The organism is Ensifer sp. VA4 (genome assembly GCF_055710065.1).
On the sequence record NZ_JBVQPO010000015.1, the window covers coordinates 156,157 to 179,822 of the forward strand.

Sequence of the window (23,666 nt, forward strand, 5' to 3'; positions counted from 1 at the left end):
CCAAGGCCAGCATTCTCCTTTTGTTCGCGTATCCCGCGAGAGTCTGGCAGAATTCAGGTGATTCGACCGCCGGGGGATGGCGGCAAAGCCGAGGTCTTGCTATGGCCTCCGGCATCCCCAGACGACAGGAACGACCCGAACGGCCCCATGGACGACAACAGCGACCTCTTCTCAATGCCCGAGCAACCGAAGCCTGCACAGCCGAGCGCCAAGCCGGCGGTGCCAGCGGCACCAGTCGCGCGCGAAGAGCCGCGCCCTGCGCCGAAAGGCAGTGATGGCAGCGACTATGACGCTTCGGCGATCGAGGTGCTCGAGGGTCTGGAGCCGGTTCGTCGTCGTCCGGGCATGTATATCGGCGGCACCGACGAGAAGGCGCTGCACCACCTCTTCGCCGAAGTCATCGACAACTCGATGGACGAAGCGGTCGCCGGCCACGCGAACTTCATCGAAGTCAACCTCGATGCCGACGGCTTCCTGACCGTGACCGATAACGGCCGCGGTATCCCGGTCGAGAACCATCCGAAATTCCCGGGCAAGTCGACGCTCGAAGTCGTCATGACGGTGCTGCATGCCGGCGGCAAGTTCGATGGCAAGGCCTACGAAACCTCGGGCGGTCTTCACGGCGTGGGCGTTTCCGTCGTCAACGCGCTGTCCGATGCGCTCGAAGTCGAGGTCGCCCGCAACCGCAAGCTCTATCGCCAGCGCTTCTCCCGCGGCATTCCGCAGGGCGGGCTCGAAGAACTCGGCGACGTGCACAACCGCCGCGGCACCCGCGTTCGCTTCCATCCGGACCCGGATATCTTCGGGCCGCACGCACATTTCGAGCCCGGGCGGCTGTTCCGCATGGCGCGCTCGAAGGCCTATCTCTTCGGCGGCGTCGAGATCCGCTGGTCCTGCGATCCGTCGCTCCTGCAAGAAGGCTCCGAAATCCCGGACAAGGCCGTCTTCCACTTCCCGGGCGGCCTGAAGGACTACCTCGCCGCGACGCTCGGCAAGGAGTTCACCGTCACCCGCGAGATCTTCGCCGGCAAGTCGGAGAAAGCGAACGGGCACGGCTCGCTCGAATGGGCCGTCACCTGGTACGGCGGCGACCAGCAGGTGCATTCCTACTGCAACACCATCCCGACGCCCGAGGGCGGCACGCATGAGGCGGGTTTCCGCATCGCGCTGACCAAGGGCCTGAAGAGCTATGCCGAACTGACGCAGAACAAGCGGGCGGCGATCATCACCACCGACGACGTGATGATCTCGGCGGCTGGCATGCTGTCGGTCTTCATCCGCGAACCGGAGTTCGTCGGCCAGACGAAGGACAAGCTTGCGACGGTCGAGGCGCAGCGCATCGTCGAAAACGCGCTTCGTGACCCCTTCGATCACTATCTGGCCGACAATCCGGGAGAAGCCGCCAAGCTGCTCGACTGGGTGATCGAGCGCGCCGAAGAGCGCGTGCGCCGGCGCAAGGAGAAGGAAGTCAACCGCAAGACGGCGGTGCGTAAGCTCCGCCTACCCGGCAAGCTGGCGGACTGCTCGCAGAACACCGCAGAAGGCGCCGAACTCTTCATCGTCGAAGGGGATTCGGCAGGCGGATCGGCAAAGCAGGCGCGCAACCGCTCCAACCAGGCGATCCTGCCGCTGCGCGGCAAGATCCTCAACGTCGCGAGTGCGGGCCGCGAAAAGCTCAGCGCCAACCAGCAGATCGCCGATCTCGTCCAGGCCCTCGGCTGCGGCACGAGAACCAAGTATCGCGGCGAGGATCTCCGCTACGAGCGCGTCATCATCATGACCGACGCCGACGTCGACGGCGCGCATATCGCCTCGCTGCTGATCACCTTCTTCTACCAGGAGATGCCGGAGCTGATCCGCGGCGGCCACCTCTATCTCGCCGTACCGCCGCTCTACCGCATCAGCCAGGGCTCGAAGACGCTCTATGCCCGCGACGACGCGCATCGCGAAGAGCTGATGCGCACCGAATTTGCCGGCCGCGGCAAGGTCGAGATCGGTCGCTTCAAGGGTCTTGGCGAAATGCTGCCCGCGCAGCTCAAGGAAACGACGATGGACCCGGCCCATCGCACGCTGCTGAAGGTCGAGATCGACGAGATCGACTTCGAGGGCACGCGCGAGGCGGTGGACAATCTCATGGGCACGAAGGCCGACGCCCGCTTCCGCTTCATCCAGGAGCGCGCCGTGTTCGCCGAGAACCTGGACATCTGATCGCGGGATGGACGCGAAGACGCGTGACGTTCTTGCGCGTCGCACTCCACCGCTCAGCGATCGAGATCGAGAACGGCGGCACGAGTGCTGCCGTTTTGGTTTTCAGCGCATCGCGGTTCGGCGAGCCGAGATCATACCGCCCGGCGAACGGGCTTTTCCATGAACAGACTCAGCGGATCCGGCTGGTAGCCACCAAAGGGCGGACGCTCGACATAGGCGGCCGCCTTGTAAAGCCCGATCGCCTCGGGCTGGTAGATGCCGGTTTCGAGGCGAATTGCCGTATATCCGAGTTCACCCGCGCGTGCCTCCAGCGCCTGCAGCAACAGCTTGCCGATCTTCAGCCCCCTCGCCCCCGGATCGACGAACATGCGCTTGATCTCTGCCGTGCCGTCGTCGGCTTTCACCAGGGCACAGCAACCGACGATGTCGCCGTCACGCCGTGCCACATAGAAGGAAACTCCAGGCTGCTCCAGGCTCGACAAGTCGATCATATGATTGCTCTCGGCGGGATAGAGCGAAGCGGCATAGGCGTCGGAGAGTTCCAATAGACGCACGACCTGAGCTTGGCGCGGCGACTCCAGGGCTATGGTTACGGCAGGCACTTGTTTCGTCCTTCTCGATCTCAGCTATTTCTGCCGGACGTTAGTGTCAGCTTTTCCGCCAGCCAATACGTCAAATGACGCAGACGCCGGTCCCGCCTTATCAATCCGGCTAACGGGCCGAAACAATTTGTTCCGCGCCACCCGCTGCTCCGCCGCAATTCGGAGAGAATCGCACAGGCATAGGTTGATCCCTCACAAGCTCCAGGGACCAACGACAGGAACACCATGCAAGCGGCGCTGATTGTCATGACCATTCTCGGCTGCGACCACGATGTCAGCCAATGCCAGTACATCTCGACGGTCAACGGCACATGGCCGTCTATCGCCCAATGCGACACGGACTCGCAGGCGCAATTGCCAAAGTTCTCGAACGCAAACTATCCGGTCGTCGTCGCCGTTTGCGAAAGCTCCAGCCCGACCCTCGCCGACTTGACGCCGCCACCGGCCGGCTCCCAGCAGAGCCGGATGCCGCCCTCGCAGGTGGCGGAGCCGGAGCCTGAACCAACCTTGCCGAAACGGACACTGGCCTTCCTGTCGGGTGCCATCCCGGATCGGGAAAAGCTCAAGGCCATCGTCACAAAGCCGGTGCACTACATCGAAGACGGTTATTCCTGGGTCGCCCGCCGGTTCACCAACGAGAAATGAGCTTTCAGCAGGTTGTCCGCGGGCAGTCGCGCCGGAAACGGCGATTTCCTATACCGGTCACAGCGACGGTTGCGGCGGCCTTCGTACTACCGGAGGTGCGCCGGTCGCCGGAGCGCCTGCGGAGAAGTAGATGGAGACGCTGCGGGACGCAATCGACCGCAACCAAAGTCACGCGGCCTGTCGCGCCGCGAGTTCCGCGTAGTCGCGGGCCGACTGCCGCTCCTCGGCAAATGCCAGGCGCTCGAGCAGGTCGATCATCGCAGAATTGACCGGCGACGATGTCCGCGCATTCCGAAGGCGTGCAAGCAGTGCTGCGGAAACGGAAGCGACACTGTCGTTTCCGGCTGAAGCATCCTGGCGCCAGAGAAGCACGGCCGCAGCGAAGGTTTCGCTGACATCATGGCCGAGGCCGGCGCTTTCGAACAGGGCGCGGATCGAATGAATGCGGCCGCCGGAGAGGATGGAGCGCACGCGCTTTTCGCAAACGCCGGAGAGATCGACGATTGCCGCCGAGAAAAATTCCGCGCGGCCGGTAACGAGCGCATGGAGCAGGAAGGCTGGGGTCAGGCGCCCGGTCTCGCGCAGATGTGCCACGAGGCCAGGCAATTCCTCCACCGCCAGCGTGCCGGCCATGCCGACGGCAGCGATGTCGCAGGCTTCCCGGGTGATCCGCCGGCCCCGGGCTTCTCCGATCGCCGTCTGCACCAGGCCGAAGGCGGCCAGTGCCGCGCCCACCTCTTCCACCAGCGCGTGGCGGGCGTCGCTCGGCAGGTCCGGCCGTGCAAGCAACAGGTCACGCACGGCCGCGGAACAGCCAAGTCGCTCGGCGATGCGTTTCAACGACCGGCGCGACAGGTTGGCGCCCGCGTTTTCCAGGAGGATCAGAATTTCTTCCTCGCCGCCGATTTCGGCGATCGCGGCCGATACGGCACGGGAGACGAAGCTGCGCGCGGCGATCAGAGCCCGTGTTTCGAGCGTTCCTCTGGCCGCAAGGTCGACGAGGTCCTCATCCGTCAAGACCGGCGAGCGGGATATGACGACATAGGCAATTTCAGGCTGGTCCTCGGCGAGGCCGAGAATAATGGCGCGCGGAACGGACGAGCAGCCGCAAAGCGCATCGGCAAGTGCGTGCCGAACCTTTGGCGACGGGTCATCGAGCAGGAAGGTCATCGCCATCTCCGCGGCGCGGCGATCCAGGCCATTCATCTGCGCATCGACATAGGCGCGACCAAGCGCACTGGCGGCGCGGGTGCGCTCACCCGTTCTCGCCGTTTCCACCCAGCGAAGAAATGCTTGTATGATCACCTACGCCCCACTAGACCACGCCAATGCCACCGATGTTCAAACCCTAGCGGGCAAAGGTTTAAGATTGGTTCACCATGTCTGTTAACCGCTCCCAAACCATGAAGCCGCTGCTGATCGTCAAAAGCGCCCTCCCGGCCATGGACATCGTTGCACTCAATGCGCTCGCCGGTATCATCGTGGATATTGGTTCCGACACCGATACGCTTGCCGGAATGGCAGGTTTGGCAGGCCGCACCTTCGCGCTTCTCGCGCGCGTCGGACCGCTGGAGCGGCTGAGCGAAGACGCGTTGCAACAGCTGCTCGATAGCGGTGCCGACGGCATCGTGCTTTCCGGATGTCGTGGGCGTGCCGATATACAGCAGCTCGATGTGATGCTGCGGGTTGCGGAAGCCGCCAACGGCACCGCGCCCAATCCTATCCGGATCTATGGAGAATACGGCGGTTCGCCGGAGGGATTCTTGTCGCCCCATCCGCTGACGGACTCGTCGCCCCGCCTGAAGGCTCTGATCTTCAATGGCTTAGCGCTGGCAAAGTCCGTAGGTTGTCAGGAGCCGACCAGCGCTCGCCATCAGCGCGTCGCAGCGCCGATCCTCACCGGACGCGCGAATGTGGTCCTGAGGGCGTTCGAAGCCGGCGTGCCCGCCTATGAAGTATTGCCTGCCACCCCTGACGAAGCCGCGGCACGGTGGGTGCGATCGCAGAGCCGTGACAACGGTTTTGCCTCGGTCGTCTGCAACTCGGTCGAACAGGCAGCCATTCTAAGCAACGCGTGACCCATCACGCGGCCAAAGTCTCGGGTCTCAACGCGTCGGGCGGGTCATCTGAAAGACATCACCACCGTCGCAATAATCCATGTAACCAAGACGGGCGAGCGGCTTGACCGTCGCCATGTCGAAGCGGCCGTCGCGGATTGCTTCTTCTCGGATATGAATGCCGACGACCTGGCCGATGACGACATAGTTGTCGGTCACCGCGCCTTCCAGGCTTTTTGGTTGAAACATCTCGGTCATCCGGCACTCGAGCGCAGCAAAAGCCTCGGCGACGTACGGCGCATTCACCAAGGTGCCATCGACCGGAGTAAGCCCGGCGATCTCGAATTCGCTCTCGCCATGCGGTGCGGGAACAGACGTCTTGTTGACAGCCTCGGCAAGATTGCGGCTGGCGAAGCTCGCCGTGAACTCACCCGTCGCCTCGATGTTGCGGACCGTATCCTTGTGGCCGCTGGACGAGAACATCACGAGCTTTGGCCGATCACTGATGGCGTTGAAGAAAGAATAGGGCGCGAGGTTAAGCGTGTCGTCGGCCCCGCGCGTGCCGATCCAGCCGATCGGCCGTGGCGAGACGATGGCCTTGAAGGGGTCATGCGGCAGGCCGTGACGATTCGAGGCCGTATCGTAGAACATCAGGCGTCCTCTCCGACCCAGGTGACGATCTCGGCGAGTTCCGGCCGCGGCCGTTCCGTCGGCGGCACCATCGCGGTACCGATGTGGATGAAGCCGGCAAGTTTCTCACCCGGATTGACACCCAGCAAGGGATAGGCGCGTTCGTCGAAGGCGAACCATTCGGTCAACCAGTTGGAGGCGTAGCCGAGTGCGTTTGCGGCCATCAGCAGATTGAGACACACGGCGCCGGCAGACATCAACTGCTCCCATTCCGGGATCTTGAAATGCGGCGCAGCCTTGCTGACCACGGCAACGACGACCGGCGCCCGCGTCAGCCGCGTTTCCTCGACCTTGATCATTTCCTCCGAAAGATCCGGTTTTACCGCCAGCGCCAGCGCCTTCAATTCGGCGCTGATGCGCGCCCTTTCCTCGCCGCGATAGACGATGAAGCGCCAGGGAGCGAGCTTGCCGTGATCCGGCACACGGGAGGCGAGCTTCAGCATCTCCTCGACCTCGGCCCTGCTGGGGCCGGGTTCGCCCATCTGGAAAGCGGGGATCGAGCGGCGGGACGCAAGGTAGTCAACAAGCTTAATTTCGGTTTTCATGTCGGATGAATTCCACTAATTTGCCGCAGCATCGGAAGCCACGAAAATGCCATATCGGCGTCCCAAGTGGAGTCACTCAGTCAGGAAGTCAACTGCTCTCATGCGTGCATGCTCTCGTATTTTCCTCGGAACCGGGCTCGCGATCCTTGTCGCCGGCGCTGCCGCGGAAAGTGTGCGTGCCGAGGATGCGACCCAGGCCTTCGAGAGTTTTCCCTCGATCGCCGGCCCGCGCAAGATGCCGAAGCTTACGGGCTTCAGCCCGATGACGACCGATCCGATCGCGGAAGGCACCTTGAAGGATGTCAAGCTCGAAGCCTTGCTCACGGAGAAGGGCGCGCCCGTCGAAGCCGGCCTGACCTGGCGCGTGTTCAGCCCGATCCCGGGAAGCGACGGCAAGCTGCCGCTGCTGGCGACGTCGGAGGGCGGCTCGACGGCATTCAACGTCGCACCGGGTGATTACTTCGTCAACGTTTCCTTCGGACGCGCCTCAGCAACGCGCAAGATCCGCGTGCCCGAGGAAGGCACGCTCGAAAAGCAGACTCTGGTCTTGGATGCAGGCGGCATCAAGCTGAACGCCGTCTCCGGCAGCGATGTCCGCATACCGCCGGCAGAACTCAGCTTCTCCGTTTATTCCGCAGATACCAAAAGCGACGGCGAGCGGGCGCTCATCATGTCGGATGTGAAGCCGAATACGGTGATCCGGCTCGGCGCCGGAACCTATCACGTGACCTCGAGCTACGGTGCGACCAACGCTTCGACAGCCGCCGACATCCAGGTCGAGGCCGGCAAGCTGACGGAAGCGACCATTCAGCACCGCGCTGCCAAGCTGACGCTCAAGCTGGTGTCGGAACCGGGCGGCGAAGCCATTGCCAACACCGCCTGGACGATCCTGACGTCGGCAGGCGACACGGTGGATGAAGAAAACGGCGCCTTCCCGACGCTGGTTCTGCTCGAAGGCAGCTACTCCGCCGTCGCGCGCTACAAGGACAAGATCTACGAACGGGACTTCACCGTGAAGGCCGGCGTCAACACGGACGTCGAAGTGCTGCTCAGCAGCGGCGGCAACGACGCGAACACCAATCCGGGCGCCGTCTCTGAAGCACAGGACTAACCCCAGCGTAACGGTAAGCGATTGACGCTACGTCAGCCGGCTCGCCGCATGAACCGCCGGCGCGGCGGCGCCATGGAGAAGACCGCGTCATAGATGCGGGCCAGCAGATCCTTGCGATCACTACAGACGCCGAGGTCCTCGGGCGTCAGAACCCGGCCGATGCGCGCCGCGATCGTCGTGCCGGACAGACGGCGGAACTCGCGGATCAGTAGCGACAGCCTCAGCGTCAGTGAAATCTTGCTCGCCAGATGGAAGATGGGACCGTTCTGCCCCTCGAAGTAGATCGGGATGACACTCGCGCGCGCCGCCTGGATCAGTTTCGCCGGGAAGATCTTCCAGGGCAGGTCCTCGGCACGGCCAAACCCCTTGGGCGCGGTCGCGACGCCGCCGGCGGGAAAGATCACGATGGTCACGCCCTCCTTCAGCAGCCGCAACGCCTCATGGCGCGTCGCCATGTTGACGGCCAGCGCCTCCTTCGTCTCCTCGAACGACACCGGCAGGGAGTACGGCGCCATTTCCGGCACCTTCAGCAGTTCGTTGTTGATGAGGACGCGGAACGGTCGGCCAAGCTGTTCGGCGAGAGCCAATACGGCGATGCCGTCACCGATGCCGAACGGGTGATTGGCGACGATGACGATCGGCGTGTCGGGCAAATGCCGCGGCGGCCACTCGCCCTGGGTGCGCAGCTTCACATCGATGAGCTGCAGCATCTCGCCGAAGACCCGATCGCTCTTGCCGACGATGTCGGACCGCCAGCGCGTGTAGAGCTTTGCGTAACGGTTGCGGCCCGACAGGCCTTCGATGGAGCGGATGAACCAGCGCTTCAGACGCCGGTCGTTTGCGTTGGCGTAGGACAGCTCTTTGAACTGCACGGAATTCTCCGATGGATCATCTCGTATCCGGATATTCCGCTAATATGACAGTTTGCTGACAAAGCAAGTGCCCGGGGTCTCAACCCCGGGCTTTCTTTTCGGCCTTGCGCTTGAGGTCCGGCGCCATGGCTTCCGACGCGAGCGATGCAATCGCCTCGTCGAGCGACATCGCGGTCTGCGCCTGGGAACCCAGACGGCGGATGTTGACCGAACGTTCTTCGGCCTCGCGCTTGCCGCAGACGACGATGACCGGAACCTTGGTCACCGAATGTTCGCGGACCTTGTAGTTGATCTTCTCGTTGCGGAAGTCGGTCTCGACGGTCAAGCCCGCATCACGCAGGAGCTCGGCAACCTCGCGACCGTAGTCGTCGGCTTCCGAGGTAATCGTCGCGACGACGACCTGCAGCGGCGAAACCCAGAGCGGCATATGGCCGGCGAAGTTCTCGATCAGAATGCCGAGGAAGCGCTCCATCGAACCGCAGATGGCGCGATGGATCATGACCGGTTGGCGCTTTTCCGATTCCTTGTCGATGTAGAATGCGCCGAAACGCTCCGGCAGGTTGAAGTCGACCTGGGTGGTGCCGCACTGCCATTCGCGGCCGATTGCGTCTTTCAGCGTATACTCGAACTTCGGCCCGTAGAAGGCACCCTCGCCCGGCAGGATGCCGGTCTTGATGCGGCCTTCCGACTGCGCCTCGATCGTCTTCAGCACGTCCATCATCACGCTCTCGGCGCGATCCCAGAGCTCGTCGGAGCCGACGCGCTTGTCCGGGCGAGTGGAGAGCTTGACCACCACTTCCTTGAAGCCGAAGTCCTCGTAAACCGAGAGGATGAGGTCGTTGATGCGCAGGCATTCCGCCGCCATCTGCTCGTCGGTGCAGAAGACGTGGGCATCGTCCTGCGTGAAGCCGCGCACGCGCATCAGACCGTGGAGCGCGCCCGAGGGCTCGTAGCGGTGGACGTTGCCGAACTCGGCCAGGCGAACCGGAAGTTCGCGATAGGACTTCAGGCCATGCTTGAAGATCTGGATATGGCCGGGGCAGTTCATCGGCTTCAGCGCGAAGACGCGGTCGTCGTCGGTCTCATCACCGGCGACCGTCACCTTGAACATGTTGTCACGGTACCAGCCCCAGTGACCCGAGGTTTCCCAGAGCGACTTGTCGAGCACCTGCGGCGCGTTGACTTCCTGGTAGGTGTTTGCGAGCCGGCGGCGCATGTAGGCCACCAGCGTCTGGAACATACGCCAGCCCTTGCCGTGCCAGAAGACGACGCCCGGGCCCTCTTCCTGGAAATGGAACAGGTCCATTTCGCGGCCGAGGCGACGATGATCGCGCTTTTCGGCTTCGGCGAGCACGTGCAGATACTGGTCGAGCTCTTCCTGGGTGTGCCAGGCGGTACCGTAGATGCGGGTCAGCATCGCGTTGTTGCTGTCGCCGCGCCAATAGGCGCCGGCCACCTTCATCAGCTTGAAGGCCGTGCCGATCTGACCGGTCGACGCCATGTGCGGGCCGCGGCAAAGGTCGAACCAGTCGCCCTGATAATAGATCTTGAGATCTTGTCCCTCGGGGATCGCGTCGACGAGTTCGACCTTGTAGCTCTCGCCCTTTTCAGCAAAGACCCGGCGAGCCTTCTCGCGCGACCAGACTTCCTTGGTGAAAGGCTTGTTGCGTGCGATGATCTCCTTCATCCGCTTTTCGATGAGCGGAAGATCGTCCGGAGTGAAGGGCTCGTTGCGGGCGAAATCATAGTAGAAGCCATTGTCGATGACCGGGCCGATGGTCACTTGCGTTCCCGGCCACAATTCCTGCACAGCCTCGGCCATCACGTGCGCGGCATCGTGACGGATGAGTTCCAGCGCGCGCTTGTCGTCGCGCACGACGATCTCGATCCTGCCATCGGTCACGGGATCGGACAGGTCGCGCAGTTCGTCGTCGAGCGCAATCGCCACGGCTTTTTTGGCGAGCGACTTCGAAATCGATTCTGCTACGTCACGGCCGGTCGTGCCGAAGGGATATTCGCGCACCGAGCCATCGGGAAATGTAAGGGAAACGGAATTCGACATAATGATCTCCTATCCAGTCCCGCCAACGAATGCGGGTGGTATGGTTGACCGGCAACGACCGGTGAATGACGATACAGCGTCGCATCCGTCGGACGCGCATAGATCGCTGTAGTGCTTTGGATTGCTGCATGTTTTGCCCCAGGCCGGAGGCGACCCGGGGAAACACGCGTAGCCTGATAAAGGGTTTTCGAAAGTGAGTAAAGGTGAAGGCAGCGATGGAGCCTAGCGGCGCAGCATCTCGGCAAGCCCCTTCACCGTATTCCAGTTGCGGAACGTTCCGACACCGAGACGCTTGGTCGTCATCGCACCCAGGAGTTTCGATTCGCTCGCCTTGCCGGTGAAATGGACCCACAGATCGCCGTCGACGATTGCCAGCCGTTCGCCGGCGACACAGTAACGCTCGAGACCTGCGAGCGCGGCGTCCGTCAGCGGATCGCGCATCACCCGCACATGGACACGCGTCGCGTCTTCTTCGCCCTCATCGCGAAACGGATTTGATGCCGCGAGCTTCCGCCAGCCGGCGCCGGACCGGACAATTATGTCGACATGCCGGCCAAATGTCTTCGCGAAAGCCGTCTCAAGCGGCGATTCGAGGTCTCTAGTGGACATTTGTCCGGCCTCAAACACAAGATTGCCTGTCGCAACCAACGTTCGCGGCGAACGGTAGCCGAGGCCTTCAGCCATCTCTCTGAGATCGGCCATCACGACCCGTCGCCCGGCACCAAGAACGATGCTGTAGAGCAAGGCAACGTAGCTGTTCATCTCTTCTCCGTTCATGCACGCCAGAAATCCGCGGCGCCCGCCGGCAGGCGGGCGAGAACCCGATCGAGCTTTGCCTCGTCGATGTTGCGACGCAGGGCGGCAGCCACATCGACGATCGCGCTGTCCGGCGAAAGATTGTGATCGGGCCGGAACGCCTGCACCTCGCGGGTCATGGCGATACGGCCCGAAAACGGGCTCTTCGGTTCTTCGAGGTCCCATTCGGCGACGAAAATCGCGCGCAGCACCGGCGGCAAGACATCTGCGAACAGGATGGCCTCCTCAAGATCCAATCGCCGCCGGAAAGTCTGGAACACCGCCTGAACCATCGTATAGGCCTGGTTCGTCGTCTGCAGCCCGGCCAGCTCGCGCACGTCGAGGATGAACCGGTCGAAGTCGACCGAGGCCTGGCGGTATTCCATCGGCATGGGCATCGTGATCAACCAACCTTCGGCCGCGGTCGCCAGTAGCGCCACGGCGCATACCACACGAGGCGAGACTCGAGCCGTTCCGGCACCGGATCAAAACCGTGCGTCCCGCCTGGCCCGCAGCGGGCGACGCGAAACAGCGTCATCCAACCTCCGGCCCAGAGGCCATGACGCGCGATTGCCTCATAGCCGTATTCCGAACAGGTCGGCAGGTGCCGGCACGAATTGCCGATGAAGCTCGAAAGCGTAAGCTGGTAGGCGCGGATCAGCGCCATCCCGATCAGCCGCCCCGGAGTCTTGCGAAACGGGCCATTCCAGTTTCGACCATGCGCCGCCGGCTCCGCACCGCTGTGCGGCGAATGCCGACAATTCGGTTCGCCGCACATGTCAGACGGCCGCGAGCAGCCGCTTGGCTTCGATCTGCTCGATGGCGTCGACCACGGCATCAAAAGTCAGCATCGTCGATGCGTGGCGCGCCTTGTAGTCCTTGACGGGGCGCAGAAAGCGCATGTCCTCGAAGCGCCCGGACGGCCCCTCGCCGTCCGCCTTCAACATGGCAAGCATGTCCGCACGTGCCTGGCGGATTTCCTCCGCACCGGCGCCGACGACATGGCGCGCCATGATCGAGGAAGATGCCTGACCCAGCGCGCAGGCCCTCACGTCATGGGCAAAATCGGTGACCACGTCGCCGTCCATCTTCAGCCAGATATGCACCTTCGAACCGCAGAGCTTCGAATGCGCGGTCGCGTCCGCGTCGGCGTCCGAGAGCGTTCCGATGCGCGGAATGTTGCCGGCAAATTCGAGAATTCGGCTGTTGTAGATGTCATCCATCATTTGACGCGATCCGACTGATTTTTCGCGGTTTTGAGTGATCGACACATGATTTTCTCCGGTAGGCAGGAAAAAAGCACGACGCGACACGCTCCGCCTCTTTCATCTCTGTGGCACCATACTATATGCTATGTCGTGTTGGGGCGACAGTTCCGCAAGAGGAACTATGTCGCCTGTTGTTTGGGAAACCGTGCCGGAAGGTCCAGTGCACTGCTAAGCCAGGACCCGAAAGCCCCGGAGCCCGCCAACGGAACCCAAGCCTGCAGGGTTAGGCGAATGGCCAGTGGCGAGTTGTCCGAAAGATAAAACGTCAAGCAATCCCGTATTGCTCAAAGAGGCCATTATGGATGCCATAGTGAAGAATTTTCCTGTGCTCGACGATGCGAGCCGCCGCCCGACCCAGAAGGAAGCGGAGGAAGCCGTACGCGTTCTGTTGCGCTGGGCCGGCGACGATCCGGAGCGCGAAGGATTGAGGGACACGCCGGCGCGCGTGGCGAAGTCCTACCGCGAGCTTTTCAGCGGCTATGATCTTGCCGCCGAAGACGTGCTTGGCCGGACCTTCGAAGAGGTCGCCGGCTACGACGACATGGTGCTGGTCAAGGACATCCCGTTCTACTCCCATTGCGAACACCACATGGTGCCGATCATCGGCAAGGCGCATGTCGCCTACCTGCCGAATGGCCGCGTGCTCGGCCTGTCGAAGATCGCCCGCGTGGTCGATATCTACGGCCGCCGGCTGCAGACGCAGGAATCGATGACGGCGCAGATCGCCCGGGCGATCGACGAGTCGCTTGCCCCGCGCGGCGTCGCCGTGATGATCGAAGCCGAACATATGTGCATGGCGATGCGCGGCGTGCAGAAGCAGGGCTCGACAACGCTCACCACCACATTTACGGGTACGTTCCAAACGGAACCGGCCGAACAGGCGCGGTTCATGACCATGATCAGGGGCTTCAAGTAAGGCTCCGACAGACGGAGCCTTCCATGACGCTCATCTTCGACGCCCCCTCTTCCAACAAGGCCGAGCTGGAATCCGGACCGGCCTTCACGCCCCGTTTCGACGAAAAGGGCCTGATCACCGCTGTCGTCACGGACGTGCGGGACGGCGAACTCTTGATGGTTGCCCATATGAACGCCGAGGCCCTGGCGCTGACGATCGAGACGGGTATCGCGCACTATTACAGCCGCTCGCGCAAGAGCCTCTGGAAGAAGGGCGAAAGCTCCGGCAACCTCCAGACCGTCAAGGAGATCCGCACCGATTGCGACCAGGATGCGATCTGGCTGAAGGTCTCGGTGGGCGGTCACGACGCCACCTGCCACACCGGTCGCCGGTCCTGTTTTTATCGCACGGTCGGCGTCGAGAGCGGCCAGGCCATCGTCACAATCACCGACGACCACAGGCACTTCGACCCTGCCGAAATCTACGATAAAAATTAGGAATCGCGCATCTTTTTGATGCGGCCACATGCTATATTTATCATTTGGAAACCAAGCGAGCGCCTAATCCTCAAGCAAGGATGCGGCGCGACGGGGGGAGCGGCAACGTTCCCGATTGTATTGCAAACTGTATCCAATATTTATCGGTCATGCCGCAATCGGCGACGGGATCGGTGATATACCTAAGTACGGTGCCAGTCTTTCAGCAATGGAATAGGACGAGGCCGGCACCTGCGCCGGCTTGGCGAAGCCTCCCAAGACGCGCGCATCAATATGCCTCTCTCCAGGATCGAATTCGGTCCTGGGAAGTTAAGTCAATGATGAATTGCCACAGCGATCTTCGCGCATTCTCATCGACGTGTCGCGCTGCGGAGTATTCGGCGGTGTTGGAGGTGCCGGATGTTGAACTGGACTTTTACGCGTAGCAACCAAATTACAGATCCGTCCGACTTGGACGGAACATCGATTTCAACAACGCCGCCAGAACCTGCGACACCCCCGCAAAAACCGAAGATCGCCATTGCCCTTGGGGGCGGCGCCGCCCGCGGTTGGGCGCATATCGGCGTGCTGCGCGCCCTCGACGAGGAAGGCATCGAAGTCGGCATGATTGCCGGCACGTCGATCGGCGCGCTCGTCGGCGGCTGCTACCTTGCCGGCAAGCTCGACGAACTCGAGGCCTTCGCCCGCTCCCTCACCGTTCGGCGGATCGCTGGCCTGCTCGACTTCGCCATTGGCGGCGGCGGTCTCTTCGGCGGTCTCCGCCTGACCAAACGCATGCAGGAGCACCTGGAAGGTCTCAGCATCGAAGGTCTCGACCGACCGTTCATTGCCGTTGCGACCGAAGTGCATAGCGGTCACGAGGTTTGGCTCGAAAAGGGATCGCTCATCACCGCGATCCGCGCCTCCTACGCGCTGCCCGGCATCTTCGAACCGATCAAGGCGAACGGGCGCACGCTCATTGACGGCGCGCTCGTCAATCCAGTCCCGGTCTCGGTCTGCCGCGCTCACGAGCAGCAACTCGTCGTCGCCGTCAACCTGAACTACGACCTCTATGGCCGCTCCGCCGTCGTCAAGCACAGCGCTGGGATGGAAACGCCTGATGCACATGAGAAGGAAGCGACCCATCACTCCCGCCTCGGCATGACTGGCGTGATGGTTCAGGCCTTCAATATCATCCAGGATCGTATTTCGCGGGCCCGCCTTGCCGGTGATCCGCCGGATCTGGCGTTGCACCCCAAGCTCAACGATATCGGCCTGTCGGAGTTTCATCGTGCAGGTGAGGCGATCGACCGCGGCTACCACGAAGCGAAGGCCAAGCTCATGGAAATCCGCAGAATGCAGGACGCGCTCGTGCGCTGACGCGCATCCCATCAATCTTCTGCGTTGGCCCCGCGGTGATGGCGCGGGGCATTGCTCATTTGAAGGAACCCCTTCGCGAAGCCCGAAGAACCGCTTCGCGCGTCGTCGCTACAAGCAGGACGACGTATCCGAGGCGGATAAGAGGGCGGCGTGGGCCGCCCTACCCGTTAGCCAGCGATATAGGCTTTGATCTGTTCGGTCTCGTGCTCGATCGCACGGATGTGGTGCTTGATCACGTCTCCGATCGAAACGATGCCGGCGAGGCGGCCATCTCTTTCGACCGGCAGATGACGGGCCCTGAGCTTGCTCATCATTTCCATCAGGGCTTGGACGGACATTTCCTCGGTGCAGCTATAGACGTTCTGCCACATGACGGCCGCGACCGGCCTTTCGAGACAGGTGGCTCCCTGCTTGGCGATCGCTGCGACGATGTCGCGCTCGGTGAGGATGCCTGCGATCTGATCGTCCGCATCGACGATGATGACCGCACCGATATGATTGTCACGCAAGAGAATGGCAGCCTGTTGGACTGGCATCTGCGGGCCGACCGTTACGACATTGCGGCCCTTCTCATCGAGTATTGCTTTTACTGACATGCGCACATCTCCCGTTGCGACAACACCGGGTCGGCAGGGAAGGTCCAGCCGTCTCTCGTGCGGTACGGTCGGGCGATGGAACCTGCACCCTGGCCGCTTACGATCGCCTGCCCGCGTGCTCCTCAGACGCGAATGGGCTTTCGATACCCGGCCTTCACAGGCCGCCTGCCTCTCGACAATCGGCGACCGCAGCAAATGGTGCGCCAGCACCCTTGGGAAATCAAGCGCTCAGGAACGCCGTGCGCCGATCTTTCCCCGGCCGTCAGTCGCGCGGGTCGAAAAGGCCGAAGAGAAGAAAGCCGAAAAGGAAACCGCCGATATGGGCCTCCCAGGCGATGCTGCCCGCGCCGCCAGGCGTGAACATGCCAAGCCCGATCAGGAAGTTGGTGAGGAACCAGATCCCGGTGAAGATCAGGACAGAGCGATTTGCCAATGATTCGCTGACAGGCAGCCGTCGGTTGAGATGGGCAAATTGCCGGCTGATCCGTCCACTTGGCGAGAAGACGAAGCGCGCCGCCGCGCCCATGAAACCGGAAACAACACCCGAAGCGCCGACGACCACGATCATCTCACCCCAATGAAATGCCGTGTGCAGCGCAACGGCGGCCGCAGCCGAAAGGCACCAGAACACCGCCAGCCGCCCCATGCCGATGCGGCGTACGACCGGAGCACCGAAGGCGACCATCCAGAAGATATTGAAGATCAGGTGCTCCCAGCTCCCGTGCAGGAACGAATAGGTAATGGGGCTCCACAGCCAGGCGAGCCCCTGCTCGGCCAAGGGGTGATCGTAGCGCGCCGGCAAAAAGGCGAAGTTGAAGATGATCTCCTGATCGATCGCAGGCGTCAGGACATAGGTGCGCAAGGCGTGAATGGCGATCAGAAACAGCAGGATGCCGGTCAGTCCGGCTGGCAGATTGAAGGCAGGCTCACGCGAAGGACCGGCGGCGCTGTCCCGGTCCGTCTCCGGCGGCGTTGCCGTCTGATCTCTTTCCATGGCTGCTGCTTTCTCCATCGATTGGTCCGTTCGATCGAATTCGATAGAGGCGATGGCATGACATCGCCGGATTCGGACCGGACTGGGGGCGCCCAGCCATAAGCAAACAAAAAAAGACCGTCCAGTAAAAACTGAACGGTCGCCAAGCTCAAATCCGAGCTCCAGTTCAAGTGCCGAAGCCAACGCTTCGTGAAGTCATGTCTTCCAGTGCCAGTCGCGGCGCCCGCGTGCAATCGAAACCGTTCGTTAACCTTAATTTCGAGCTGGCATGGTTTTCGCTCCATTGATCTCAAGACCGCGATGAACGGCCAAACATGTGCCAGACCGGCACAGACGGCTCGCAGAAATGGAATGAACGCAAAGATGCGCAGCAATACGAGCACGGAGCTTTTCCGATACTGGAACACCATTCGCGGCAAGCGCGACCTTCCCCGTCGGGACGAAGTCGAGCCGGGGGACATCCGCACGCTGCTCCCCAACCTGTTCATTCTCGAGCGTGACCGCAACGCCGGCATCTCGTTTCGTCTGGCGGGAACCCATGTCTGCGCCCTCTTCGGCCTTGAGTTGCGCGGGCGGCAATTCGGCTTGCTCTGGCTGAACGCGCAGGCGGCCAAGGCGCAGCGCATGGCCGGCCAGGTGATGACACACCGGGTGCCGGTGATGCTGTCCGCCAGGGGCCGTACCGCCGATGCGCGCGAGATCGAGGTCGAAGCGCTGTTGCTGCCGCTCGCCTCGACCGAAGGTGCAAGCGACCGAATCCTGGGTGCACTCTCGCCGCTTTCCCGCCCGTACTGGTTGCATGCGACGTCGGTGGAAGGCCTTGACGTCACCGGCATGAAAATCCTCGATCCCGACCGCACAGCCGTGTTCCGCGAAGAACAGGCGACGGAATATGTCCCGCCCCGCGCAGAATCACATGGCGGCGAAGGGATTTTCGGCGAGTTCCGCCGTGTCCGACATCTCCGCATCCTGGAGGGCGGGCGTCGCGGCTGATCGCCGCCGCTGTCCCGGGCTGACCACCTGGACCAACCGGAGGACGAACCTTCTATTAACCCGAACGTCCTAAACTCTGCCTGCCGAAATACGTCATGCAGAGTCACCATGTTCTCGTTCCAGCACACTCAGAATACCGCTCCGAAGCCGCATCACGAAGGTGCGTTCCAGCGCGTTTCGGTGAATCTTGCTGGACGGCTGATGCTCGCCAATCACGACGAATATGACTGCACCGCCGTCGACATGTCGCCCGGCGACGTCCTGTTTTCCTCACCGGCACGGCCGCGGGCGGGTGAGCGTATCATCGCCTATATCGACCATGTCGGTCGCCTCGAGGGCACGGTGTCGCGCGTTGCCGACGATGCCTTTGTGATCCAGCTCAACGCCACCGAGCGCAAGCGCGAGAAGCTGGCCGCGCAACTCACCTGGATCGCCAACAAACATGAACTCGGACTACCGGAGGACCGGCGCCACGATCGCCTTGCACCGCGCAAGACGTCTACGGAGCTGACGCTCGACACCGGCGAAAAATTCCCTTGCCGCATCATCGACCTCTCACTCTCCGGCGCTGCCGTGGACATCGAGAACCGCCCGCCGATCGGAACCCCGGTCATGCTCGGCAACATGAGGGGCAAGATCGTTCGCCATTTCCAGGAAGGCTGCGCCATCGAGTTCTCGGGCGTGCAGTCCCGCGAAGCGCTGACAGAATTCCTCTGAGGCCCGCCTGCGCCATCGCGCCTGCCATACTCCAAGATCAAGTTCGCTGGCCCGATCCTGCCGCACGAAACGAGAGCGCCTCGCGAACTACCGGTTTCGCTTCCTGCCCTCAAAGTCTTTGATATTTCGCGTGTCGGCATCGCAAAGCCGCGGCGCATCTTTGCGCGACATGCCTTGATCCTCGGCCTTCACAGTAGATCTGCCCCATAGGCTGCAACGAAGCTGCCGTTGAAGCTCAGCCGATCGAAATCGTTTCGAGGCCGAGTCTGCCTCATTTCGGAACATCACGACCCGACCGCGGCTTCCGGCAGTCGCAAATATTTTCTCGAACAAATTCAAGGCACGACGCATATTCCAAGTCGAAAGCGTCGACACAATCGTCGGATTTCGCCTCGCGCGCCACACATCGCGCCCGCCATTCTCCCGTAGCTGCTGCGCCGGTCGGCCCGCGGCTCGGCATGGGTCGATTGATTACAATCACTTACATGGCCAAGGAAACATGAACGGACGGTCATTCCGCTGGAAAATCAATAAAATTTGAGTCAAATTCGATTTAAATAAAGATCAAAATCTATTCTTATTTTATTCTTATACGACTTTCATTTGTACTTGTTTTTAGTTCGCAAGTTCGCGATCGATGAAAACGTATGTGCCATTGTCGAACCACAACGGGGAGACAATCATGCTCAAGACAATCACCAAGATGATCGCGGTTGCGGTTCTTTTCACCGCCGGCCTGATCGAAACGGCGCAGGCGCTTCCGGCCAACATGGTCGTCACCGGCGCCACCAACCCGCCGATCGGTCACTACGAGTTCTGCAAGATCTATCCGTCGGAGTGCGCCTCCAACGGCAAGGACGGCGGCCCGATGGTGCTGACGCGCGAAGGCTGGCAGAAGATTCTTGAGGTTAACTACGACGTCAACCAGGCGATCACGCCCATGACCGACATGGAGATTCACGGCGTCGAAGAAAAGTGGTCTTACCCGGAGACGGTTGGCGACTGCGAAGATTACGTTCTGCTGAAGCGCCGCAAGCTGATCGAGGACGGCTTCTCCCCGTCGGATCTGTTGATCACCGTCGTGCTGCAGCCGAATGGCGACGGCCATGCCGTCCTGACCGTGCGCACCGACCGCGGCGACTTCATTCTCGACAACATGCGCAACAAGGTTCTGCTGTGGTCGGACACCGAATACACCTACCTCAAGCGCCAGTCGACCGAACACTCCGGTCGCTGGGTCAAACTCCAGGACGGCCGCACCGTCGCCGTCGGCAGCGTACGGACGCAGTAATCTTGGAAGACTTGGGAGGCGGCGCGCCTGCCGCAGCAGCCTCCGTCATTACAGGGCTCCGGTCATACTATCCCCGTCCAGACCGGGCCTCGGCCGGTTCCGCGTCCCTCGGAACCGGCATTTTTGTCAGCGACATCCTTGGTGCGCCAAAGCGCATCGCGATCTTTCAGCTTCGCGCTTGCACTTTAGTTTTTTGATCGCAAACCACTGCGCGCGTTTGCGCGACATGCCCTGGCAGTCGGAAGACGCCTTCATCGAAAATTAACCCATCCTCGACCAGCATCGGGCAAGCGACATCGTCCATCCTCGATGTGCAGGAAGGCGTAAGCCGATCACTGGACCGCCAGGTTCGGCGCTACGGGACAGTCCAACGATGAGCAGCACTTCAAATGATACTCACGAACCGGACCTCCAACCGCTGCTGTCGTCCGGCTTCGTTTACCGGGTGACGGCAGTCGTCATGGTGCTTGCGACGCTGACGGCCGCCATCTCGCTTGCGGGGCGCTGGTTCGGGGAAAATCTCGCCCTTGCCGGCCACACCGCGAGCAATGAGGTTTTCGACATCTTCATCGGCCAGGATCACCTGCGCCTTCCCGCAAACATGATCCGCTTCGAAGCTCAGCGCGCTACCTCGATCGCCGAGCGCGTCGATCTTTACCTGACCTGGCCGGGGCTCGAAGGCTACAGCGATCGGAGCCGGGAACTCTTCAACAATGTCGACGCACCCGAAAAGCTCATTTTCCTACAGATTTCGCAAAGCACGATGTCTCGCGACATGTCCGGGCGGCTCGAGCCGATTTACGCACAGGTCTTCGACGGCGCGCCCACGGCTGGCCCTGCGGGCCTGACGGAGCACGCAGTCAAGGCGACATCCAGCTATGCGGGCGAAATCTTCTTGACCGCTGAGACGCCTGCGCAGTCCCCCTATGTGGTGCGCTGTCTCAAGCCCGGCCCACAAGCCATCTCGACCAGCGCCGACTGCCAGCGCGACATTCACGCCGGAAAGGATCTCGTCGTGCTCTACAGATTCTCGAACAGGCTGCTGCCGCAGTGGCGCGAAATCGACCAAGCGATCGCGGCCTTCGTCAAAAGCCGCCTCGTGCCCTGATTTCGACTAACTGGTGTGGTGCAGGCAGCCCGTCGCGCCATTGCGCTACACCGGCATCGCCCTTGTACAAATGCGTTCGATTCCGGAAACCAATCATTCATCATAAACCGATTGGTAACGCTATGCCGATACTGTCTCGAGAACGGTCGTTCCCGGAGGCGGCGTCCGGACAACCCCATGACATGAGAATAAAGAGTAGCGTAGTGTCCCAATCCGGTTTTTTTGATCTCGCGAAGCGCCCGTTCGGTGCTCTTTCAAAGATGGTAGGACGGGTCGTCCTTGCGGGCGCCATTGCCTCGGTCACGCTTGCCGCGCCGGCTTTAGCGGCCTCCTCGAATTACGCCAATCCGAAATATTCGGGCATCGTCATCGATGCGAAGACGGGCAAAATCCTCTATGGCGAGGACGCCGACGAACTGCGCTATCCGGCGTCGCTCACCAAGATGATGACGCTCTATCTGACCTTCGAAGCGCTCGAAGCCGGCCGGATCACGAAATCGACGCCCATTCCCTTCTCGAAGAACGCTTCCTCCGAGCCGCCGTCCAAGCTTGGCGTCCGCGCCGGACAGTCGATCACCGTCGAGCAGGCGATCCTTTCGCTCGTCACCCGCTCGGCCAACGATGCGGCGACGGCGCTTGGTGAATATCTCGGCGGTTCCGAGCAGCGTTTTGCCCGCATGATGACGAACAAGGCCCGCGCGCTCGGCATGACGCGCACGACCTATCGCAACGCAAACGGCTTGCCCAACCCGGAACAGCGCACGACGGCGCGCGACCAGGCCCGCCTCGGCCTCGCGCTTCGCCAGCACTTTCCGCAATATTACGACTACTTCTCCACCCGCAGCTTCCAGTTTGGCCGGCAGACAATCGGCAACCACAACCGCCTGCTCGGCAATGTACGCGGCGTCGACGGCATCAAGACCGGCTATACCCGCGCATCCGGCTTCAACCTGGTGACATCGGCTCAGCTCGAAGGCCGCAGCATCGTCGCTGTCGTCATGGGCGGCACCTCCGGCGGCAGCCGCGACGCGCAGATGCGCCGACTGGTCGCCAAGTACATGCCCGCAGCGTCCCGTCGCGGCGACGGCAACCTGATTGCCGAAACCAAGTCGGCTCCGGTTCCGGCCGAAGAAACCGAGGTCGCTTCGGCAGCGCCGGTTGCCGAGACGCCCGTTGTTGCCGCGACCGCCAGCGGCCATGACCTGCCCAACACCGGCCCGGTTCCGGACTTCCGCTACAACGGCGAGAGCGCGGGCAGCGTGCAGATGGCCTATGCCGGCAGCGCGCGCGCATCCGACAACCCTGTCCTTTCGCCGAAGATCGTTCCCAACACGCTCGATGCGCAGAGCCTGAAGCTTCGTCAGCCGGTCGCCGCCGGCATGATCGACACCCAGGTCACCAACGCCGTGCCGAAGAAGGCCGAAGCCAGCGCAAAGGCAGAGCCGGTCGAGGTCGCAAAGGCCGAGCCGATGCCGGCCCAGCCGCAAGGCTGGGTGATCCAGATCGGCGCGACGCCGGACAAGGATCAGGCCATGACCCTTCTCGGCAATGCCAAGGACAAGGGCGGCAAGGCTCTGCAGAACGCAAAGCCCTTCACGGTTGCCTTCGGCCAGGTCTACCGCGCGCGCTTCGGCGGCTTCGACGACCAGGATGCAGCCGTCAACGCCTGCAAGGCATTGAAGAAGAAAGGCATCTCCTGCTGGGCGAGCCAGCAGTAAGGTAAAAGTTTTGGCGGCCGGATGTGTTTGTTTTCCGGCCGCCTTCCTCGGATTTGTACAGCGTAACGAGGTTAATCATGGCGATGAACGAAAACGTTCCGGGTGTTACCCCGCTGCCGGGACGGCGCGCTAAGCCGTCGCGTATCAACCTGCATCCCCTGCACGAGGCGGCCATGCGCATTGCCGATCTCGGGCTCAACAGATCGAAGGCGAAGACGCGCGATCTGGTCGGGATGCTCCTGACGCACGGAGCCCGCGCCTGGCGATCGACGCAGCCGCGCGCCGGCATTCATCTTCACGTGACGGGGCCGAACCGCCGCCATCCCTTGAAGATGCGGATCTCTTGAAAGTTCGCGAAGTTGCAAGGGCGGCCTATGCCGCCTTTGTGCTTTCAGCAGTGTCGCTGCGACGATGCGTCGTAGAATACCCCCAACCAGCCATCCGGCTGGCGGTTCGCCGCACCCTCAAAGTTGAAAGCTAGAGCAACCGTAGAGCGTCATCCGGACGCACGGGGCGCTAGTGTCCTGATTCAGAAGTTTCTGCCGATTTGTTTTGCACATCGGCGATTTGCAGGGTTGCCAGGCAAAAGCGTTTGATGGTGGCGAGGATATCGTCTGCCGATTTGGTCCATCGGAACGGTTTG

25 protein-coding genes are annotated in these 23,666 nt (G+C 62.0%); 13 read left to right on the forward strand and 12 right to left on the reverse strand.

What is annotated here, in order from left to right; all coding sequences use genetic code 11:
* The first annotated feature begins 147 nt into the window (after positions 1-147).
* Positions 148-2,208 carry a DNA topoisomerase IV subunit B gene (gene parE / locus AC0C6X_RS25500; RefSeq protein WP_173516313.1) on the forward strand — a complete coding sequence of 687 codons (2,061 nt, stop codon included), beginning with the start codon at positions 148-150 and terminating at the stop codon, positions 2,206-2,208.
* Positions 2,209-2,339: 131 nt separating this feature from the next.
* On the opposite strand, the gene AC0C6X_RS25505 is transcribed toward parE, so the two are convergent.
* Positions 2,340-2,810: a GNAT family N-acetyltransferase gene (locus AC0C6X_RS25505; protein WP_173516312.1), complete on the reverse strand. Its 471-nt coding sequence runs from the start codon at positions 2,808-2,810 to the stop codon at positions 2,340-2,342.
* A gap of 225 nt (positions 2,811-3,035) precedes the next feature.
* Between AC0C6X_RS25505 and AC0C6X_RS25510 the strand changes: the two genes are divergently transcribed.
* Positions 3,036-3,455 carry a hypothetical protein gene (locus AC0C6X_RS25510; protein ID WP_173516311.1) on the forward strand — a complete coding sequence of 140 codons (420 nt, stop codon included), beginning with the start codon at positions 3,036-3,038 and terminating at the stop codon, positions 3,453-3,455.
* 168 nt (positions 3,456-3,623) lie between these two features.
* Here AC0C6X_RS25510 and AC0C6X_RS25515 read toward each other — a convergent pair whose 3' ends face one another.
* Entirely contained in the window at positions 3,624-4,760 is a 1,137-nt protein-coding gene (locus AC0C6X_RS25515) for a DUF2336 domain-containing protein (RefSeq protein ID WP_173516310.1), read from the reverse strand.
* Positions 4,761-4,834: 74 nt separating this feature from the next.
* Between AC0C6X_RS25515 and AC0C6X_RS25520 the strand changes: the two genes are divergently transcribed.
* On the forward strand, positions 4,835-5,533 hold the full coding sequence (locus AC0C6X_RS25520) for an aldolase (RefSeq protein ID WP_173516309.1): 699 nt from the start codon (positions 4,835-4,837) through the stop codon (positions 5,531-5,533).
* A 27-nt stretch (positions 5,534-5,560) separates the two neighbouring features.
* Here AC0C6X_RS25520 and AC0C6X_RS25525 read toward each other — a convergent pair whose 3' ends face one another.
* Positions 5,561-6,163 carry a flavin reductase family protein gene (locus AC0C6X_RS25525; protein ID WP_173516308.1) on the reverse strand — a complete coding sequence of 201 codons (603 nt, stop codon included), beginning with the start codon at positions 6,161-6,163 and terminating at the stop codon, positions 5,561-5,563.
* Positions 6,163-6,747 (reverse strand): nitroreductase family protein, encoded by a 585-nt coding sequence (locus AC0C6X_RS25530; protein WP_173516307.1) that lies wholly within the window; start codon positions 6,745-6,747, stop codon positions 6,163-6,165. The genes AC0C6X_RS25525 and AC0C6X_RS25530 overlap by 1 nt, the downstream gene beginning before the upstream one ends.
* Positions 6,748-6,847: 100 nt before the next feature.
* Here AC0C6X_RS25530 and AC0C6X_RS25535 point away from each other — a divergent pair, with 100 nt between their 5' ends.
* Positions 6,848-7,858, forward strand: a complete 1,011-nt coding sequence (locus AC0C6X_RS25535) for a hypothetical protein (protein ID WP_173516306.1) — start codon at positions 6,848-6,850, stop codon at positions 7,856-7,858.
* A gap of 32 nt (positions 7,859-7,890) precedes the next feature.
* Here AC0C6X_RS25535 and AC0C6X_RS25540 read toward each other — a convergent pair whose 3' ends face one another.
* The 6 genes from AC0C6X_RS25540 to AC0C6X_RS25565 all read right to left on the reverse strand — a co-directional run bounded on the left by AC0C6X_RS25540 (position 7,891) and on the right by AC0C6X_RS25565 (position 12,813).
* Entirely contained in the window at positions 7,891-8,730 is an 840-nt protein-coding gene (locus AC0C6X_RS25540) for a lysophospholipid acyltransferase family protein (protein WP_173516305.1), read from the reverse strand.
* Positions 8,731-8,809: 79 nt separating this feature from the next.
* On the reverse strand, positions 8,810-10,792 hold the full coding sequence (thrS, locus tag AC0C6X_RS25545; protein ID WP_173516304.1) for a threonine--tRNA ligase: 1,983 nt from the start codon (positions 10,790-10,792) through the stop codon (positions 8,810-8,812).
* A 222-nt stretch (positions 10,793-11,014) separates the two neighbouring features.
* Positions 11,015-11,554, reverse strand: coding sequence for a DUF1697 domain-containing protein (locus AC0C6X_RS25550; RefSeq protein ID WP_173516303.1), 540 nt, complete (start codon positions 11,552-11,554; stop codon positions 11,015-11,017).
* An 11-nt stretch (positions 11,555-11,565) separates the two neighbouring features.
* Positions 11,566-11,985: a DUF2267 domain-containing protein gene (locus AC0C6X_RS25555; protein ID WP_173516302.1), complete on the reverse strand. Its 420-nt coding sequence runs from the start codon at positions 11,983-11,985 to the stop codon at positions 11,566-11,568.
* A 5-nt stretch (positions 11,986-11,990) separates the two neighbouring features.
* On the reverse strand, positions 11,991-12,365 hold the full coding sequence (gene yidD, locus AC0C6X_RS25560; RefSeq protein WP_173516301.1) for a membrane protein insertion efficiency factor YidD: 375 nt from the start codon (positions 12,363-12,365) through the stop codon (positions 11,991-11,993).
* Between the two features lies 1 nt (position 12,366).
* The gene (locus tag AC0C6X_RS25565) at positions 12,367-12,813 is read right to left on the reverse strand and encodes an iron-sulfur cluster assembly scaffold protein (RefSeq protein ID WP_173516300.1); all 447 of its coding nucleotides are present in this window, start codon (positions 12,811-12,813) and stop codon (positions 12,367-12,369) included.
* A gap of 340 nt (positions 12,814-13,153) precedes the next feature.
* Here AC0C6X_RS25565 and folE point away from each other — a divergent pair, with 340 nt between their 5' ends.
* The 3 genes from folE to AC0C6X_RS25580 all read left to right on the forward strand — a co-directional run bounded on the left by folE (position 13,154) and on the right by AC0C6X_RS25580 (position 15,606).
* Positions 13,154-13,771: a GTP cyclohydrolase I FolE gene (folE, locus tag AC0C6X_RS25570; protein WP_173516299.1), complete on the forward strand. Its 618-nt coding sequence runs from the start codon at positions 13,154-13,156 to the stop codon at positions 13,769-13,771.
* 23 nt (positions 13,772-13,794) lie between these two features.
* Positions 13,795-14,247, forward strand: coding sequence for a phosphoribosyl-AMP cyclohydrolase (gene hisI / locus AC0C6X_RS25575; protein WP_173516298.1), 453 nt, complete (start codon positions 13,795-13,797; stop codon positions 14,245-14,247).
* A gap of 399 nt (positions 14,248-14,646) precedes the next feature.
* Positions 14,647-15,606, forward strand: coding sequence for a patatin-like phospholipase family protein (locus tag AC0C6X_RS25580; protein ID WP_173516297.1), 960 nt, complete (start codon positions 14,647-14,649; stop codon positions 15,604-15,606).
* Positions 15,607-15,773: 167 nt separating this feature from the next.
* Here AC0C6X_RS25580 and AC0C6X_RS25585 read toward each other — a convergent pair whose 3' ends face one another.
* Positions 15,774-16,202 carry a CBS domain-containing protein gene (locus tag AC0C6X_RS25585; protein ID WP_173516296.1) on the reverse strand — a complete coding sequence of 143 codons (429 nt, stop codon included), beginning with the start codon at positions 16,200-16,202 and terminating at the stop codon, positions 15,774-15,776.
* Between the two features lie 262 nt (positions 16,203-16,464).
* On the reverse strand, positions 16,465-17,196 hold the full coding sequence (locus AC0C6X_RS25590; RefSeq protein ID WP_173516295.1) for a rhomboid family intramembrane serine protease: 732 nt from the start codon (positions 17,194-17,196) through the stop codon (positions 16,465-16,467).
* A 363-nt stretch (positions 17,197-17,559) separates the two neighbouring features.
* Between AC0C6X_RS25590 and AC0C6X_RS25595 the strand changes: the two genes are divergently transcribed.
* The 6 genes from AC0C6X_RS25595 to AC0C6X_RS25620 all read left to right on the forward strand — a co-directional run bounded on the left by AC0C6X_RS25595 (position 17,560) and on the right by AC0C6X_RS25620 (position 23,370).
* Entirely contained in the window at positions 17,560-18,189 is a 630-nt protein-coding gene (locus AC0C6X_RS25595) for a PAS domain-containing protein (RefSeq protein WP_472955899.1), read from the forward strand.
* A 108-nt stretch (positions 18,190-18,297) separates the two neighbouring features.
* Complete coding sequence (locus AC0C6X_RS25600) at positions 18,298-18,906, forward strand: PilZ domain-containing protein (protein WP_472955900.1); 609 nt, start codon at positions 18,298-18,300, stop codon at positions 18,904-18,906.
* Between the two features lie 682 nt (positions 18,907-19,588).
* Complete coding sequence (locus tag AC0C6X_RS25605; protein ID WP_173516292.1) at positions 19,589-20,197, forward strand: transglutaminase-like cysteine peptidase; 609 nt, start codon at positions 19,589-19,591, stop codon at positions 20,195-20,197.
* Between the two features lie 373 nt (positions 20,198-20,570).
* A complete protein-coding gene (locus AC0C6X_RS25610) occupies positions 20,571-21,305 on the forward strand; it encodes a hypothetical protein (protein WP_472955904.1) in 735 nt (244 codons plus the stop codon).
* A gap of 182 nt (positions 21,306-21,487) precedes the next feature.
* Entirely contained in the window at positions 21,488-23,023 is a 1,536-nt protein-coding gene (locus tag AC0C6X_RS25615) for an SPOR domain-containing protein (protein WP_472955907.1), read from the forward strand.
* 77 nt (positions 23,024-23,100) lie between these two features.
* Positions 23,101-23,370 (forward strand): hypothetical protein, encoded by a 270-nt coding sequence (locus AC0C6X_RS25620; RefSeq protein ID WP_247959104.1) that lies wholly within the window; start codon positions 23,101-23,103, stop codon positions 23,368-23,370.
* Positions 23,371-23,666 lie beyond the last annotated feature (296 nt).

Coding starts and splice junctions, on each gene's coding strand:
- parE (WP_173516313.1), top strand. CDS start 148: ATGGACGACAACAGCGACCTCTTCTCAATGCCCGAGCAACCGAAGCCT.
- AC0C6X_RS25510 (WP_173516311.1), top strand. CDS start 3,036: ATGCAAGCGGCGCTGATTGTCATGACCATTCTCGGCTGCGACCACGAT.
- AC0C6X_RS25520 (WP_173516309.1), top strand. CDS start 4,835: ATGTCTGTTAACCGCTCCCAAACCATGAAGCCGCTGCTGATCGTCAAA.
- AC0C6X_RS25525 (WP_173516308.1), bottom strand. CDS start 6,163: ATGTTCTACGATACGGCCTCGAATCGTCACGGCCTGCCGCATGACCCC.
- AC0C6X_RS25530 (WP_173516307.1), bottom strand. CDS start 6,747: ATGAAAACCGAAATTAAGCTTGTTGACTACCTTGCGTCCCGCCGCTCG.
- AC0C6X_RS25535 (WP_173516306.1), top strand. CDS start 6,848: ATGCGTGCATGCTCTCGTATTTTCCTCGGAACCGGGCTCGCGATCCTT.
- thrS (WP_173516304.1), bottom strand. CDS start 10,792: ATGTCGAATTCCGTTTCCCTTACATTTCCCGATGGCTCGGTGCGCGAA.
- AC0C6X_RS25550 (WP_173516303.1), bottom strand. CDS start 11,554: ATGAACAGCTACGTTGCCTTGCTCTACAGCATCGTTCTTGGTGCCGGG.
- AC0C6X_RS25555 (WP_173516302.1), bottom strand. CDS start 11,985: ATGCCCATGCCGATGGAATACCGCCAGGCCTCGGTCGACTTCGACCGG.
- yidD (WP_173516301.1), bottom strand. CDS start 12,365: ATGTGCGGCGAACCGAATTGTCGGCATTCGCCGCACAGCGGTGCGGAG.
- AC0C6X_RS25565 (WP_173516300.1), bottom strand. CDS start 12,813: ATGATGGATGACATCTACAACAGCCGAATTCTCGAATTTGCCGGCAAC.
- folE (WP_173516299.1), top strand. CDS start 13,154: ATGGATGCCATAGTGAAGAATTTTCCTGTGCTCGACGATGCGAGCCGC.
- hisI (WP_173516298.1), top strand. CDS start 13,795: ATGACGCTCATCTTCGACGCCCCCTCTTCCAACAAGGCCGAGCTGGAA.
- AC0C6X_RS25580 (WP_173516297.1), top strand. CDS start 14,647: ATGTTGAACTGGACTTTTACGCGTAGCAACCAAATTACAGATCCGTCC.
- AC0C6X_RS25585 (WP_173516296.1), bottom strand. CDS start 16,202: ATGTCAGTAAAAGCAATACTCGATGAGAAGGGCCGCAATGTCGTAACG.
- AC0C6X_RS25590 (WP_173516295.1), bottom strand. CDS start 17,196: ATGGAAAGAGATCAGACGGCAACGCCGCCGGAGACGGACCGGGACAGC.
- AC0C6X_RS25595 (WP_472955899.1), top strand. CDS start 17,560: ATGCGCAGCAATACGAGCACGGAGCTTTTCCGATACTGGAACACCATT.
- AC0C6X_RS25600 (WP_472955900.1), top strand. CDS start 18,298: ATGTTCTCGTTCCAGCACACTCAGAATACCGCTCCGAAGCCGCATCAC.
- AC0C6X_RS25605 (WP_173516292.1), top strand. CDS start 19,589: ATGCTCAAGACAATCACCAAGATGATCGCGGTTGCGGTTCTTTTCACC.
- AC0C6X_RS25610 (WP_472955904.1), top strand. CDS start 20,571: ATGAGCAGCACTTCAAATGATACTCACGAACCGGACCTCCAACCGCTG.
- AC0C6X_RS25615 (WP_472955907.1), top strand. CDS start 21,488: ATGAGAATAAAGAGTAGCGTAGTGTCCCAATCCGGTTTTTTTGATCTC.
- AC0C6X_RS25620 (WP_247959104.1), top strand. CDS start 23,101: ATGGCGATGAACGAAAACGTTCCGGGTGTTACCCCGCTGCCGGGACGG.